Annotated in this window: 13 protein-coding genes; 8 read left to right on the top strand and 5 right to left on the bottom strand. The window is 35.8% G+C overall.

Annotated elements, in window-relative coordinates:
- Window positions 1-103 precede the first annotated feature (103 nt).
- Both ACY651_RS11145 and ACY651_RS11140 read right to left on the bottom strand, forming a co-directional pair.
- Window positions 104-928: a universal stress protein gene (locus tag ACY651_RS11145; protein ID WP_462252694.1), complete on the bottom strand. Its 825-nt coding sequence runs from the start codon at window positions 926-928 to the stop codon at window positions 104-106.
- Window positions 929-1022: 94 nt separating this feature from the next.
- Complete coding sequence (locus ACY651_RS11140) at window positions 1023-2267, bottom strand: ATP-binding cassette domain-containing protein (RefSeq protein ID WP_462252692.1); 1245 nt, start codon at window positions 2265-2267, stop codon at window positions 1023-1025.
- A 376-nt stretch (window positions 2268-2643) separates the two neighbouring features.
- Here ACY651_RS11140 and ACY651_RS11135 point away from each other — a divergent pair, with 376 nt between their 5' ends.
- The 3 genes from ACY651_RS11135 to ACY651_RS11125 all read left to right on the top strand — a co-directional run bounded on the left by ACY651_RS11135 (window position 2644) and on the right by ACY651_RS11125 (window position 4760).
- Window positions 2644-3897 (top strand): DEAD/DEAH box helicase, encoded by a 1254-nt coding sequence (locus tag ACY651_RS11135; RefSeq protein WP_462252690.1) that lies wholly within the window; start codon window positions 2644-2646, stop codon window positions 3895-3897.
- A 165-nt stretch (window positions 3898-4062) separates the two neighbouring features.
- Window positions 4063-4257, top strand: a complete 195-nt coding sequence (locus ACY651_RS11130) for a hypothetical protein (protein ID WP_462222587.1) — start codon at window positions 4063-4065, stop codon at window positions 4255-4257.
- 101 nt (window positions 4258-4358) lie between these two features.
- On the top strand, window positions 4359-4760 hold the full coding sequence (locus tag ACY651_RS11125; protein ID WP_462252688.1) for a VOC family protein: 402 nt from the start codon (window positions 4359-4361) through the stop codon (window positions 4758-4760).
- A 1-nt stretch (window position 4761) separates the two neighbouring features.
- Here ACY651_RS11125 and ACY651_RS11120 read toward each other — a convergent pair whose 3' ends face one another.
- Window positions 4762-6972, bottom strand: coding sequence for a hypothetical protein (locus tag ACY651_RS11120; protein WP_462252686.1), 2211 nt, complete (start codon window positions 6970-6972; stop codon window positions 4762-4764).
- A 14-nt stretch (window positions 6973-6986) separates the two neighbouring features.
- On the bottom strand, window positions 6987-8933 hold the full coding sequence (locus ACY651_RS11115; RefSeq protein ID WP_462252684.1) for a transglutaminase-like domain-containing protein: 1947 nt from the start codon (window positions 8931-8933) through the stop codon (window positions 6987-6989).
- 217 nt (window positions 8934-9150) lie between these two features.
- On the opposite strand from ACY651_RS11115, the gene ACY651_RS11110 reads away from it, so the two are divergent.
- A complete protein-coding gene (locus ACY651_RS11110) occupies window positions 9151-9687 on the top strand; it encodes a YceI family protein (RefSeq protein ID WP_462252682.1) in 537 nt (178 codons plus the stop codon).
- Between the two features lie 79 nt (window positions 9688-9766).
- Here the strand turns inward: ACY651_RS11110 and ACY651_RS11105 are convergent, their stop codons facing one another.
- Window positions 9767-10648 (bottom strand): zinc-dependent peptidase, encoded by an 882-nt coding sequence (locus ACY651_RS11105; RefSeq protein ID WP_462252680.1) that lies wholly within the window; start codon window positions 10646-10648, stop codon window positions 9767-9769.
- 69 nt (window positions 10649-10717) lie between these two features.
- Here ACY651_RS11105 and ACY651_RS11100 point away from each other — a divergent pair, with 69 nt between their 5' ends.
- Genes ACY651_RS11100 through ACY651_RS11085 form a run of 4 tightly spaced genes read left to right on the top strand, consistent with a single transcriptional unit; the run spans window position 10718 to window position 14001 of the window.
- The gene (locus ACY651_RS11100; protein WP_462252678.1) at window positions 10718-11596 is read left to right on the top strand and encodes a bestrophin family protein; all 879 of its coding nucleotides are present in this window, start codon (window positions 10718-10720) and stop codon (window positions 11594-11596) included.
- 35 nt (window positions 11597-11631) lie between these two features.
- On the top strand, window positions 11632-12507 hold the full coding sequence (locus ACY651_RS11095) for a carbon-nitrogen hydrolase (protein ID WP_462252676.1): 876 nt from the start codon (window positions 11632-11634) through the stop codon (window positions 12505-12507).
- A gap of 44 nt (window positions 12508-12551) precedes the next feature.
- Window positions 12552-12941: a hypothetical protein gene (locus tag ACY651_RS11090; RefSeq protein WP_462252674.1), complete on the top strand. Its 390-nt coding sequence runs from the start codon at window positions 12552-12554 to the stop codon at window positions 12939-12941.
- Between the two features lie 19 nt (window positions 12942-12960).
- Window positions 12961-14001 (top strand): agmatine deiminase family protein, encoded by a 1041-nt coding sequence (locus ACY651_RS11085; protein WP_462252672.1) that lies wholly within the window; start codon window positions 12961-12963, stop codon window positions 13999-14001.
- Window positions 14002-14028: the final 27 nt, after the last annotated feature.

The following is a 14028-nucleotide window of genomic DNA, read 5'->3' as shown; positions in this document are numbered from 1 at the left end:
CGATTAAAAATGTCAGGTTGAGCTTGTCGAAACTGGTGCAATGGTCAACCCGCCGCCTTCGACAAGCTCAGGCTGACAGTATGATTTTAATGTGCAATTGTTATTACTCATGCATACAAAGTACAGGCACATGTGTATGATACAGTAATTCTTTTGTATGGCTCCTGCTAAACATTTTCTCCATTAAATTATGTTTTTTAGGAATTACAACTACCCAGTCTATTTTTTCTTTTTCGGCAAACCAATTAATACCATGTACAGTATCCGCAGATAAAATGGTTTCGTAAGATGGTTTTAAATCTTTAAGCAGCTCACCCACATACCTGCTTTCTGCAATTTTCTCTTCTGTGGCACCGGAGTGGTTATACTCTACGTTCAAGACATGTAACTCTGCATTAAAATCCTTAGCTATTTTTTTTAACAACTCAAGCGGTGTGGTTTCAGCCACTTTAGTATAATCGCATGCAAAGCCAATTTTTCTTACCGGCATAAATGTGGCTTTTGATGGCACTACCAGTACGGGATAAGTGAGATGATGAATAACCCGGATAGTATTACTGCCTACCACCAATCTTGCTAATGCATTTTTTCCTGATAAGCCCATTACTACAACATCAGGTTTTATTTCATCACACAATGCGGCAAGGCCATCTGTTAATGTTGCATTTTCGGCCCTTGTGGTAATATTTACTTTACACCGCAAAGCAGCCTGCACCCTTTTTTTAAATTCTTCCAGTTCATGCTCTGCAGCCTGCTGCATTTCGGTAACACTCACATAAGAATAACCATACTCCATTGCAGGAATTACCATTTCGTAACTGTAATACAGCCATAAATCTGCGCCATAAAAATCTGCCAGGCTGCCGGCAAATATTGCTGCATTAGCTGCTGCATCAGAAAAATCAACCGGGGCAATTATTTTTTTCATCGTTAGTAGTTTTTGTAATACAAAACTATAAAACGGCTTTTTGCTTACCCATGATAAATATCAGTTACCCCTATGATTTGAAAAATTTTTGGAGCTAATATCTTATTTCTCCTGATGAACCATTATTTGCAGGTATCAGTTCAAACATATGCTGAGGGTTAAGGCCTTGTTCCTCCCTGTGAGATACATATAATATTGCCGTTGTACTTTCTGCAGCAATTTTATTTATTAGTGCAATAAATACCGCTGTATTTTTATCATCAACACCAACTGTTGGTTCATCTAATATTAACAATGGCGGATGTTTTACCATTGCCCTTGCGACCAGTACCATTCGTTGCTGGCCCAATGGCAAAAAACAAAAAGGTTTGTTTCTATCGTTATACAAACCAATAAGTTTTAACCAGCTTTGTGCGGTTTTTATTTGTGTTTCATTGGGTATGCTGTATAACCCTACTGAATCAAAAAAACCAGAGAGTATCATTTTTTCAATGGAATCTAATCTTGGAAAAAATTGCGCCATAGTTGGTGTTAGATAGCCGATGTTTTGTTTAATATCCCAAACCGATTCGCCGCTACCTTTTATTTTTCCAAAAAGAAAAATATTTTGTCCGTACCCTTTTGGATTATCACCTGTTATCAAACTCAGTATGGTGCTTTTGCCGCTGCCATTGGGCCCGGCCAATTGCCAAAATTCTCCGGCATTAATTGTCCAGTTGATGTTATTTAATATTTGCCTGCCGTCATAACTCACCGATACATCATTCATTTGTACCAGCGGGCCATCAAATAATTTATAATTATGTAAAGCAGGTGGAACTGGTTCTACAAAATAATTTTCAGTAGCTGTACTATTTTCTCTTAAATAATCTGCTATAGTTTCTTTTTTAAAAACAATATTCTCTCTTATAGAAAATACCGTTTCAATAAAAGGCAGTATATCTTTTTTTCTGTTGATAATTTGTATGATTAAAGTATGTGCCGCTATTTGAAGTAAAGCAGTTGTAATATTTTCCTTTGCCCCAGCATCAAGATTATCAAAAATATTATCGGCAACAATAAAGCCCGGTTTTTTAGTAAGGATGTATTGCAACAAAGCTTTTTTCTGTTCGCCACTGCTCATACTTTTAAGGCTGCTGTTAGCAGCAGTTGTAATTTCAAAATTATCATGCAGCATTTCATCTTCAATAATTTTATTTATGCTAATGTGGGAATATAATGCGCCTTCCCCATTTGGGAACACAATATAATTTTGCAATAAACTTCCATTCAGCAAATTTTCAATTACTAAAAAATAATTACAGTCGGGTGCAATATCAATGGCACAATGTTGTATCATACTATTTTCAAATCATTTTAATAAAGCAAATTAATGTTTTCCTTTTTAGTTTGAAAGTGTTATCAAAAGCGAGTGCATTTCAAATTGTCTCTAAAGCATCAGGGCGGCAGCAAATTTCAACGCTGAGAAAATGAGAAAAGGAGTTATCGCAGAGGTTTTCAGCGTAAATTCTGCCATCTCATTTTCTCAGCGTTGAAAAAAATATTTTGACAATTTGAAATGCACCCTCAAAAACCCACTAAATAATAATCCCCTATCTTCGCCGTTCTCCACACAAAAATTACGGCAGGTTGTAAGCCGGTGGTACAAACAAATTTCCTTCGCTGATTTCAGAAAATACAACGTCCTTTCAGCCATACATCATAAACCATTATTAATGGATTTTAACAATTTAGGGTTAATTGAACCCATCCTTAAAGCTTTATCCCAACAGGGTTACAGCAACCCAACCCCTATTCAGCAGCAGGCCATACCCATTGTGTTAAAGCAACAGGATTTACTAGGTTGTGCACAAACAGGTACTGGTAAAACAGCAGCATTTGCCATTCCTATTTTACAATTATTGTATCAGCAAAAGCAACATGTGCCCGGCATTAAAGTTTTAATACTTACCCCTACACGTGAACTTGCAATACAAATAAATGAAAGCTTTGCGGCATACGGCGAATATACCGGTATTACACACACGGTAATATTTGGCGGCGTATCTCAATTACATCAAACCGTTGCATTAAAAAAAGGGGTAGATGTTTTAATTGCTACACCAGGCAGATTATTAGATTTAATGAGCCAGGGTTTTATTAACCTGCGCCATTTACAAATTTTTGTTTTGGATGAAGCCGATCGCATGCTTGACATGGGTTTTATACATGATGTAAAAAAAGTTATTGTACGCCTGCCCGAAAAAAAGCAAACACTTTTTTTCTCGGCCACTATGCCGCCGGAAATTCAAAAATTAGCGAATGTACTTTTAACCAAGCCGGCAAAAGTAGAAGTAACACCTGTATCATCTACAGTGGATGCTATTGAACAAAGTTTATATTATGTAGATAAGCAGGATAAAAATAAACTGTTGCTGCACTTATTAAAGAATGACGAAATTGTAACTGCCTTAGTATTTACACGTACCAAGCATGGCGCTGATAAAGTGGTAAAAGTTTTACATCACGAAAATATTACTGCTGCTGCCATACACGGCAACAAATCGCAAAACGCCAGGCAAAATGCATTAAGCAATTTTAAAAATGGAAAATTACGTGTGCTTGTAGCTACGGATATTGCCGCAAGAGGAATTGATATCGATGACCTGAGCCATGTAATAAATTTTGAATTGCCCGAAGTGCCTGAAACTTATGTACACCGCATTGGCCGTACTGGAAGAGCAGGCAATACAGGTATTGCATTGTCTTTTTGCGATGCAGATGAAAAACTAGAGCTGAGGGATATTCAAAAACTTATTGGTAAAACAATACCACAGATTGCCGGCCATCCGTACCTGTTATCTCCTAATGCACAGCCGCAGGCAAGTGCGCCAAAGCCACACCAGCGGAGTAATTTTAAAAGCCGTGGTAATAACTCCAATTCGCAGGATAGAAATGGAAGAAGGAGTTATGGGGCTCACCGCAATTAAATAAAATATCTTTTATAAAAAAGCCACCTGTTTTTTAACAGATGGCTTTTTGCTTTCCTATACTACAATTTACACAATTGTAATTATTTATTACATCATTCACACATTAAAGCTGGTACTTTCTCAATACTAATTTTATCATCTTATCTTGTAAAAAAACAAGCTATGGAAAAACGTTTATTAGGAATAATATTATCCGTTTTAGGTATTGTAGGCCTAATTTATGCAGGCGTAAGTTTTATGAATGGTGGCTCGGGCATTAAAAATGTAAAGACCATTATTTTTACCGGAGTGCTTGGTGCTATTTTCTTTTTTGCAGGCATTACTTTAATAAGCAATACAAAAGATAAGGCTACATAATACACTGTGAAAACATATTCTGCGTTCTAATTCTTCAATTAATCTACTGCCCTATAATAATTTTATTAAACTAATTGTTTCTGCTTTATTTTGTATAAAAAATGAACCAGCACATAGCCCACATAGCTTTAGTAGTTGCCGACTACGATGAAGCCATAAAATTTTATACGGAAAAATTAAATTTTGTTCTTGTAGAAGATACCAAACTCAGCGAAACAAAACGCTGGGTAAAAGTTGCGCCTCCGGGCAATGGACAATGTTGTCTGTTATTAGCACAGGCTGCAACCGAAGAACAAAAAAGCCGGGTGGGTAACCAAACCGGCGGAAGAGTTTTTTTATTTTTATATACGGATGATTTTTGGAGAGATTATAATACCATGATTGAAAAGAAAATAAATTTTGTACGCCAGCCTGTTAAAGAACTTTACGGAACCGTAGCTGTTTTTGAAGACCTCTATGGAAATCTCTGGGACTTTATAGAACCTACCGACGCTTTAAAATAAATTAGCTTTTAGGTTTTAATAAAAGATATTTGAATGAGCCATTGTAAGCAGCATCAATAAAAGCAAGCATCGATGGCCATTTATCTTTGGTGTTATTGGCTTTTTTATACACTTTTTTAATTTTTAAAACTACTGTACCATTCTGCTCTTCAGCGGTAGCAGTATAAGTTCCGGTTTCATTATCCACGTTGGTGTTTAATTCTTTAACGCCTTCTACTGTATAGCCATCGGGTATTTTAAAATTAATTACCCAGTTTAGCGTACGGGCATAGCCCACATTAATATCATATTTACGGGTGCGTTCTTCTTTTTTTATTTGCAGTTGAGAGCCAACTAAACCTGCTACATTAACTAAATATTTTTTTCCCGCTTTACGCATCATGCCCGACAATTCAAAGTCTTCGGTAAACACCAGTGTTTTTTGTTTAGCCGAACGTCCATCGCTGGTGATAGCAAAATTTTTGTACTTTACTTTTTGCTGGTAATCGTTTTGCAACTCCGTTTTTACCAATTCTGTTTTAGCTTCTTTATATTCTTCCTTCAAAGCTTTTACCGATTTATTATATTCATCTTCCTGGGCACTTTTCATTTTTTGTGTGGGATCGGCGCCGCCATAATATTTGTAATCATCCAGCATATACGGGGTAAACTTTAATGCCGTAATAATATTTCTAGTTTTGCTTATGCCAACAAAAGAATTTATTCTTGATACTATCAGCGTATTCATATCTGTACTTAAAGAAGCATTAATGGTATAGTCAGAAACATTATCGGTATAAGCTGCATCAGGCAAAGTAATTGGTTTAATATCCTGCCCGCTGTTTTTTACAGGTTCTGCAATAATATAAGCTTCACTGGCTACTAATGCTTCTACTAAATCGCCGGGGTTGCTGTGATCGGTGCAGTTAAAATAAAAATCTTTTCCTACTTTACACACATACCTTATTTCCTGGTCAAACAAAACATCTTTTAATTTACCGGTTGAGTTAGAAATACTAATTACCAGTTCTGATTTAATATCACGCTGGTACAATAAAGAACCAAAAATAAAAGCTGCAGTTTTATCACTTAAATAAGTGTCTCTGTTTACTACAATGTTCCTTAATTTATAAAATACATTATTGATGTATTCTTTTTCTGTCCAGTCTTTTGCACCTTGTTTTTTTAACTGTGCCCATGTGGCGTCAACTAAATTTTGCACCGTCATGTAATTACCAAAATAAGAGCGGCCAGTTTGTTCATAATCTTCCCACGCTTTTTTTGCCAGCTCTTCTTTAGTAAACCCACTTTTTATTTCTCCTTTTTCTCCTATTAAAGCGCCTTTCACTTTTTCGTAGTTGGCATATATTACCTGAAATTTTGTTAGCGGGTAAACCTGGTAGGAATTAATAAAGTTTACATCTTTTTCCACTCCCCTGTCGGCATCTGTAAAAACATAGCGGTAAAAATCAGCATCGCTTGCCGCTTCTTTTTTAAAATCAGGTGCCCCGTTTATGGATAAAGATTTAAAAAAAGATTTATCATCCGTTTCCATAATTATCTGATTATACAAAACCGGGTACGCTTTATTGCATACTTCGTATTGCGGCGAAAACTCTATGTAGCCTGTACCCATTACATCTAACTTACTTTTTGTTATGGTTACATATTCTAAAATATCCCCCGGCTCTAAATCGGGTACCGCTACTTTATAATACCTGCGTTGACTGCCACTTTGCTGATCGAAAAAACTTTTAAAAAACTCCGGCACATTGGAAACCGACTCCACACCTACCGCATCATTTAAAGAAACCGCCTTTACACTGCCATCGGTCTTTGTAATTTTTGCACTAAAGCCGTCTGTTTTATCGCTGTAACGAAAATAAACTTCTGTAAAAGATTTTACCGAGTTTCTGTCGTTGAGTTTTATTTTAAAGCGAACATTCTCAAAAAAAAGTAAACTTCTTTCACCTTTCGATAAAAAACCACTTCTTGATTTTTTATCAATGGTTACGCTGCGTTTAAAACCAAACACTACAGCCGATTCATCTTTATATTTATCCGGCACAGTATTGTTTGCAAATGCCGGTATGTTTTCGCTCCACAATATTTTTGCATTGCCTTCAATATTATCTAAAAAATCTTCGTCAATAACATTTTGAGCAAAAGAAACAGCACTGCTTATAAAAAGCATTACTGATAAAACAAGTATATTTTTAAATTGAATTTTCATTGCTGTTGCAGGGTTTATTTTTTGGTAATGCTTAAAAAATATTTATTGAATTCTTTTATTGACTCAATAAATTTTATCCAGTTAGGAAAATCTGTTTTTTTAATGATACTGTTTTTTATAGAAAGCTCTTTCTTTAAAACCATTTTATTACCGGTAATGGTGTATTCTCCTTTAAACTCATAGCCATCAAATTTCAATTCTAAATTATCCGGCTTATCAATAAATTTTTTATCGGCAGGTATGGTTAATCCAATTTCATCTTCAAATTTTACCAGCACATCTAAATCGTAACCTCCAACTCTTTTTTCGTCAGGTATAAATTTATCTAATGTTTTAGGGAAGAAATCTACCCCTACATATTTATCGCCGCTAATTGTATTTACCGTATTGGATAAATCAACATCGCCTTCTATAACTACAGGCAAATCCCTGTTTTTAAGATCGCTGGTTTTTACATTTGTGGCAACCATGTTATCGTTACCAAATTCTAAATAATCATTTAAATAATCTTTTTGCGATGAGGTCGGCAAATCCTGGTACGACTGATGAAAATCGGTGCGTTCGTTTCCGGTTATAGTAACTTTCACTTTGCCATTTAAACTTTCATTGGCTAAAACAAAATCTGCCTTGGTGTAAATTTTATTATCATTTGCTGTGGTAGGCGGCACAGTTTTAATTTCAAACTTATCGCCGTTGGCAATCATTACTTCTTTGCCCTGAATACGAAATGCATTTTCTCCGAAGGGTACATAACTTTCTGTTCCATCTAAGTAATAAGATTTACCACCATAATTTAAAGTGCAAATAGCATGATTATTTACACATAATGCAGGCGTACTTTGCGGATATGGGATATGCCTTGTACCAATCCATGTAAAGTGTGCATCGTAGCCAGAAAGTTTCATCATCTCCGTTAGTAAATTTGCCATGCCTTTACAATCGCCATATTTTTTTGCAAGCACATCCTGTGCAGATGAAGGAATATACCCTGAGTAACCATCTTCGTAAGCGATGTATCTAACATTATCCTGCACCCAGTAATAAATGGCTTTAATTTTTTCTACATCGGTTGTTTTACCTGCTGTAATTTTCGAAAGCTGTGCAGTTAGTTTTTCCTTTTCGTTGCCCGCCATTAAATACAAACGGTTGTTCCAGTTATATACGTCATCAACTTTATCAAAGCCTTTTAACACTTCACCCTTACTTTCAAAAGATTTTATCTGCACAATTATATGAGGGTCGGTAAAGGCCTTGCCTATACGCCGGTATTCCGATTTGTATGCCGGCACATCTTTCATTATAAAAACATAATTGGTATAACCCCCTTTTGTAGTTTCTTTAACTTCAATTTTGCTGCCGTCAAAATTCATTCTTTTAAAATCTACGGTTAACCATTCGGGCACTTTAAATTCTATAACCTGTTCTTTAATTGGGTAAGGTGAATTAAAAAATAAACGGGTTAAATATTTGCCATCGGTAAAAGTTTTTTTCACTGTAATCCTGGCCATATCGCCCTTTTGATTAAAACGTAAAGGATAAAACTGCACACGGCTGTCATCAAAAAAAATACCGTCGTCGGTTACCGAACGATCTATACCGCCCCTGTCGGATGTAATATATTTGTTGCCGTATTTAAAAGCCCTTTTAAAAGTTTTTAACTGAATAAATTTATTGTAAAATTCAGGGTAGGTCATGCTGGAAAATTTCTTTAGAGAAAGAAATTCGTATTCCGCATCTTCCTGGATCTCCACTACTTTATCGTTTAAGGCATTTTTGCCTTTATCAAAAGTAAAAAAGTGGTAGGATGAGGTACATAAAATATCATCCTCTTTATATTTTTTGGCATAGGTTTCGGCGGTGCTTATATCATTATCATTTTGTGCGGTTGCCTGTAATGAAAAAGAAAGGGAGAAACCTAAAATGCCTAATGCAATAACATTTTTGATTGTTTTGTGTTGCATATTTTTAAAGCAGTTGTTAAAAGCGCAGGTAAAGTTCATGCATTGCAGTTTAAGGTAATGTTAATAGCTGAAAACGTATAATTGGCATTTTAATTGTTTGAAATTATAATTATTTAGCAACCGCACCAATTTTAAATCATCTATAAATTTATTGTTAATAAAAAAATATTTGATGTTTAAACATTAAATTATACTACCTTGCATTAAAATTACAAATATGGCAACAAAAAAATGGGTTGTGGACCCTACCCACAGCGAAATACAATTTAAGGTAAAACACCTTATGATTACCAATGTAACCGGCAGTTTTAATACTTTTACTGTAGATGCCCAAACAGAGGATGAAGATTTTACAAAAGCGAAAATTTCTTTTACTGCAGAAACAGCCTCGGTAAATACAGGAAATGAACAAAGAGACGGCCACCTTAAAAGCGCCGATTTTTTTGATGCGGAAAAATTTCCCCAATTAAAATTTACAGCCACTAAATATGAGTCGGTAGATAACGATGGCTCGTACGAATTGTATGGCAACCTTACCATAAAAGATATTACCAAGCCCATTAAACTTGCAGTGGAGTTTGGTGGCGTAGTTAAAGACCCGTACGGCAATACCAAGGCAGGCTTTACTATTAACGGTAAAATAAACCGTAAAGACTATGGCTTAACCTGGAGTGCTGTAACAGAAGCCGGCGGTGTAGTAGTTAGCGATGAAGTAAAAATTAATTGCGAAATACAATTGATAGAGCAACAATAAGAGACGTGAATGGTGAATCGTCAGTTGTGAATATGAAAGATTGAATAATCGCAGCGTATCTTTCACGATTCAATATTCGCTACTGACGACTTTCACTATCTGCTTTTAAATGGCAATCTTTATATTTTAATCCACTGCCGCAATAACACAGATCATTGCGGCCAATTTTGTTTTTTAATTTTTGCAATTGTACTTCGGGGTCTTGCTGAAATATTTGTTGTAATAATTTATATAATTCAGGATGTTTTTGCTGCAGCAAATCGGGCCGCTCAAAAAAATATTCCGCTGCTACAGCAAAAAATTCTGCTTTGCTGGTGGTGCCATAGGGATTGATATCAGAATCATTGTCTATTAGCTCCTGCATTTTTTTATAGGTCATATCCAGCCATGGAATTGTGTATTGCTTAGATAACAATTGTTTTGGAATACCGTCGGTATCCCCATCTGCTTTATCTATAAGATGAACAAATTCATGTATAGCAGTATTGTTTTTATCCGAATCGTTTTTAAACCCCTGTTGCAAAGCATGTTTCGACAATAACATTTTACCTTCCATATAGCCACTGCCTACCATTCCCATAATGCTCCTGTCTTCTCCTTCTGTTTGAAAATTATTATTGAAAGTATCCGAATATAATAACACCTCTTTTAAATTATAATACTTCCATTCGGGAAAAGCAAACACCGGTATTACTGCACTTGCGGCAACCAGTATCCTGTCAAGATTCTCCACAGTGGTATCTACTCCGGTAATTTTTACGTTGCTTAAAAATTCAGTTACTTCTGCTTCAAACTGTTGCTTTTCTTTTTTATCCAATGCCCGGAAAAATGCAATATTATCGTAGAGTATGATATCGTTTACAAAAACATCATCGCCGGCAGGTGTTGCATTATTTTTAAATTTTGGTTTTGCAAGATAAATACCAAAAAAGATAAGCGCCGCCACTATTACAAAAAGCATAATTATTATTTTATACAATGAAAGTAAAACTAATTAACTGTAACTACATTTGCATATCAATAAAAAAATATGATACAATATAACCCTAAAGACTGGCTGAGTTTTATTTTCCGTTTTCATAAATCGGATACATTTATAAAACTATGGCCAATGATTTTGCTGATCTGCGCCTACTCTGGTGCTATTGCATATTTTGAAGTAGAGCACTGGAAATGGAGTGAAAAAAATAAAGTAAAAAACATTGTGCTGATGCACAGCCTGCTTGGTTTTGTAATTTCATTATTACTGGTGTTTAGAACCAACACCGCTTACGACCGCTGGTGGGAAGGCCGAAAACTTTGGGGTGCATTAGTAAATAACAGCCGCAATATGGCACTAAAACTAAATGCATTTCTCCCCAAAAACGATGCACAAAGCCGGGCTTTTTTTAAAGAGGCCATTCCACAATATGCAGTGGCATTAAAAAATTATTTACGGCAGGAATCTACAAGGCTGGCACTTGATGAAGCCGAACATCCGGAACTGTTGGATATAGATCACGATAAACATGTACCTAATCAATTAGCAGGTTTACTTTTTAAAAAAGTAAACAGTTTATTTGAAGCTGGAAAAATAAAAGGCGAGCAACTGATTATTATCAATGGCGAATTACAATCTTTTACAGAAATATGTGGCGCCTGCGAACGGATTAAAAATACCCCTATCCCATTTTCTTACAGTGCCTTTCTTAAAAAATTTATTTTCTTTTATGTAATGACACTGCCATGGGGTTATGTTTTTAATTTGGATTATTTGGTAATTCCCGTGGTTGGATTTATTTTTTATGTGCTGGCAAGTTTAGAACTGGTGGCAGAAGAAATTGAAGACCCTTTTGGTACCGACAGCAACGATTTACCTATGGATAAAATGTGTGACAATATTCAAAAACATGTAAACGAACTGTTGTAATTCTATTTTATCTTTGAAGCTCTTAAATAAAAAATATGGCAAAAGTAAAAACAGCGTTGGTGCAAATGAGTTGTGTTGCAGATAAACAGCAAAATATTAATAAAGCAATACAAAAAATAAAAGAAGCTGCAGCAGCAGGTGCACAAATTGTTTGCCTGCAGGAATTATTTACCTCTTTATATTTCTGCGATGTGGAAGATTATGAAAATTTTAAACTGGCAGAAAGCATACCCGGCCCGGCAACGAATACCTTAAGCGCTTTAGCCAAAGAGTTAGGCGTAGTAATCATTGCATCTTTATTTGAAAAAAGAGCAGAAGGTTTATACCATAACACAACAGCAGTTTTAGATGCTGATGGAACTTACATTGGCAAGTACAGAAAAATGCATATCCCTGATGATCCTGCATACTACGAAAAATTTTATTTTACCCCTGGTGATTTAGGGTATAAAGTTTTTAAAACAAAATTCGCCACCATTGGCATTCTAATTTGCTGGGATCAATGGTACCCCGAGGCTGCAAGAATAACTGCCTTGATGGGTGCTGAAATTTTATTTTATCCTACTGCTATTGGCTGGGCCACATCGCAGGATGAAGCCACCAATACCGAACAATACAATGCCTGGCAAACCATGCAACGCAGTCATGCTATTGCAAACGGTGTGCATGTAGTAAGTGTAAACCGTGTGGGGTTGGAGCAGGATGGCGCTATGAAATTTTGGGGTGGATCATTTGTCTCAAATCCTTTCGGCACCATTTTATACAAAGCATCGCATGAAGAAGAAGAAATAAAAATAATGGAACTGGATCTGAAACAAACCGACCGCTACAGAACACACTGGCCTTTTTTAAGAGACAGAAGAATTGATTCTTATCAGCCTATTACGAAAAGATATATAGATGACATGTAGAGAAAATATTGTAAGTTTTATTTTTATTCTAATTAAAAAAAATCATGGGTTACGAATTACACATTGTTAGACAAGCAGATTATGAAAATGAAGAAGAGGAAAGTAACATCTCATTAGAAGAGTGGAAAGATTATGTTGCAACTGATAAAGAATTAAATCTTACAAATGGTTACAGATTAAACTTTCCCGGATCAGCAGGAACATGGCAGGAAAGTCCGGGATTTTGCGAATGGATAACACGTCCGCCGTTTGAAGATGGAAGTTTACCATGGCTTGATTATGGATGCGGTAGTATAAGTGCAAAATTTCCTGATGATGAGCTGATAAGAAAAATGATAGATATTTCGATTGTACTCAATGCAAAAGTTCGTGGCGATCAATTTGAATATTACGACATGACATATTTCTCCAATGGCGGCCGCCCAATAATGTAGCAATACTAAATAATGAATTATGACTCCAAAAGAATTAGGCTACTACTTCCCTGCAGAATTTGCTCCGCATTCCGCAACATGGTTAAGCTGGCCGCATAAAGAAGCATCGTGGCCGGGTAAAATACATACCATCTTTCCTTATTACAGTCAGTTTATAAAAGAACTTACTAAAGGAGAAAAAGTTTGCATCAATGTAAATGATGAAGCGATGAAAAATTTTGCTGTTAGCCATTTACAAAATGTTGGTGTTGATCTTTCTAAAGTGGAATTTTTTATTCATCCAACTAACGATGCCTGGTGCCGTGACCATGGCCCTGCATTTTTAATAAATCCTGATGCAACAGAAAATAAAAAAATAATTGTTGATTGGGATTATAATGCCTGGGGAAATAAATATCCGCCATACGATTTGGATGATGTTATCCCCACGCTGATTGGCAAACATTATAACATACCGGTTTATTATCCTAAAATTGTAATGGAAGGTGGCTCGGTAGAATTTAATGGTAAGGGTACGATATTAACTTCCACTGCATGTTTATTAAACCCTAACCGTAATCCGCATTTAAACCAGCAGCAGATAGAAAAATATTTATGCGATTATTATGGTGCCGAACAAATACTTTGGGTAAACGATGGCATTGTGGGTGATGATACCGATGGGCACATTGACGATACGGTTCGCTTTACAAACGAAGACACTGTATTAACTGTGGTAGAAGAAAATAAAAATGATGAAAACTATAAATTGTTACAGGATAATTTACAGCAGTTAAAAAAAATGCGTTTACTAAATGGTAAGCAATTAAATATTGTGGAGTTACCCATGCCCGATGCCGTTATTTATGATGAGCAAAGATTACCGGCATCGTACGCCAATTTTTATATTGCTAATCATGCAGTAATTGTACCCATATTTAATTGTGCTAAAGATGACAGGGCTTTGCAAATAATACAATCCTGTTTTCCCGAAAGAAAAGTAGTGGGCATAGATTCTACAGAAATTATTTGGGGGCTGGGCAGTTTTCACTGCATGAGCCAGCAGGAGCCTTTGGTATAAATAGCAATCAAATTTCGCCTTCTTACC

The sequence above is a fragment of the Ferruginibacter sp. genome, assembly GCF_031391665.1.
Taxonomy (GTDB): domain Bacteria; phylum Bacteroidota; class Bacteroidia; order Chitinophagales; family Chitinophagaceae; genus Ferruginibacter.
This window is presented reverse-complemented; position numbering and strand designations above follow the sequence as displayed.

What these genes read in the sequence shown, in the direction of transcription:
- ACY651_RS11140 (WP_462252692.1), bottom strand. Translation starts at nt 2,267, where the DNA reads ATGATACAACATTGTGCCATTGATATTGCACCCGACTGTAATTATTTT.
- ACY651_RS11120 (WP_462252686.1), bottom strand. Translation starts at nt 6,972, where the DNA reads ATGAAAATTCAATTTAAAAATATACTTGTTTTATCAGTAATGCTTTTT.
- ACY651_RS11130 (WP_462222587.1), top strand. Translation starts at nt 4,063, where the DNA reads ATGGAAAAACGTTTATTAGGAATAATATTATCCGTTTTAGGTATTGTA.
- ACY651_RS11105 (WP_462252680.1), bottom strand. Translation starts at nt 10,648, where the DNA reads ATGCTTTTTGTAATAGTGGCGGCGCTTATCTTTTTTGGTATTTATCTT.
- ACY651_RS11085 (WP_462252672.1), top strand. Translation starts at nt 12,961, where the DNA reads ATGACTCCAAAAGAATTAGGCTACTACTTCCCTGCAGAATTTGCTCCG.
- ACY651_RS11090 (WP_462252674.1), top strand. Translation starts at nt 12,552, where the DNA reads ATGGGTTACGAATTACACATTGTTAGACAAGCAGATTATGAAAATGAA.
- ACY651_RS11110 (WP_462252682.1), top strand. Translation starts at nt 9,151, where the DNA reads ATGGCAACAAAAAAATGGGTTGTGGACCCTACCCACAGCGAAATACAA.
- ACY651_RS11095 (WP_462252676.1), top strand. Translation starts at nt 11,632, where the DNA reads ATGGCAAAAGTAAAAACAGCGTTGGTGCAAATGAGTTGTGTTGCAGAT.
- ACY651_RS11125 (WP_462252688.1), top strand. Translation starts at nt 4,359, where the DNA reads ATGAACCAGCACATAGCCCACATAGCTTTAGTAGTTGCCGACTACGAT.
- ACY651_RS11100 (WP_462252678.1), top strand. Translation starts at nt 10,718, where the DNA reads ATGATACAATATAACCCTAAAGACTGGCTGAGTTTTATTTTCCGTTTT.
- ACY651_RS11115 (WP_462252684.1), bottom strand. Translation starts at nt 8,933, where the DNA reads ATGCAACACAAAACAATCAAAAATGTTATTGCATTAGGCATTTTAGGT.
- ACY651_RS11145 (WP_462252694.1), bottom strand. Translation starts at nt 928, where the DNA reads ATGAAAAAAATAATTGCCCCGGTTGATTTTTCTGATGCAGCAGCTAAT.
- ACY651_RS11135 (WP_462252690.1), top strand. Translation starts at nt 2,644, where the DNA reads ATGGATTTTAACAATTTAGGGTTAATTGAACCCATCCTTAAAGCTTTA.